This is a genomic window from Diaphorobacter oryzae DSM 22780 (assembly GCF_059568935.1).
Window position 1 is genome coordinate 1 of the sequence record NZ_JCANUL010000034.1, and the last position, 1,004, is coordinate 1,004.

1 protein-coding gene is annotated in these 1,004 nt (G+C 68.9%); it reads left to right on the plus strand.

Annotated features, from left to right (window positions below):
• The coding region (locus BP68_RS19220) for a methyl-accepting chemotaxis protein (protein WP_496374776.1) at positions 1–1,004 on the plus strand (1,004 nt) is incomplete at both ends.

A 1,004-nucleotide genomic window follows, 5' to 3' on the forward strand; every position in this document is an offset into this window, starting at 1 on the left:
GTGCACTCGATCACGCGCCCGCTGGCGCGTGCTGTGGGCCTGGCGGACGCGATCGCCTCTGGGGACCTGACGCAGGACGTACACGACGACAGGCGCGACGAGCTGGGCCACCTGCTGCGCTCGCTGTCGGCGATGGGCGCGCGGCTGCGCGGCGTGGTGGGCGAAGTGCGTTCGGGGGTGGAATCGGTCTCTGCGGCCTCCAGCCAGATCGCCATCGGCAACCAGGACCTGTCCTCGCGCACGGAACAGACAGCGGCCAACCTGGAAGAAACGGCAGCCAGCATGGAAGAGCTGACAGCCACCGTGACCCAATCGGCGGACACGGCACGCCAGGCCAACCAACTGGCGGCCAACGCCGCCCAGGCGGCCGAGCGCGGCGGCCAGGTCGTGGGCCAGGTCGTGACCAGCATGCAGCAAATCACCGACTCCAGCCGCAAGATCGCCGACATCATCGGCGTGATCGACGGCATCGCCTTCCAGACCAACATCCTGGCGCTGAACGCCGCGGTGGAAGCGGCCCGCGCCGGCGAACAAGGCCGGGGCTTCGCCGTGGTGGCCGGAGAAGTGCGCAGCCTGGCCCAGCGCAGTGCCGAAGCGGCCAAGGAAATCAAGCAACTGATCACCACCAGCGTGGATAACGTCGAATCGGGCTCGGCACAGGTGGAACAAGCCGGCCAAAGCATGCAAGACATCGTGCACAGCGTGCGGCGGGTGAGCGACCTGATCGGAGAAATCACGGCGTCCTCGACAGAACAGCGCGACGGCATCGGGCAGGTGAACCAGGCGGTGGCCAACCTGGACCAGATGACCCAGCAAAACGCGGCGCTGGTGGAGGAATCGAGCGCGGCGGCGGCGGCCATGCACGAACAGGCACAGCGTCTGTCGCAAGTGGTGGCGGTGTTCAACGTGGGCGCAGGTGCGGTGGTGGCGCAGCGCACGCCGGTGGCGGCCCCGGCACGGACCCCCATGGTGAAGGCCCCGGCGGCCAAGGCGGTGAGCGCCCC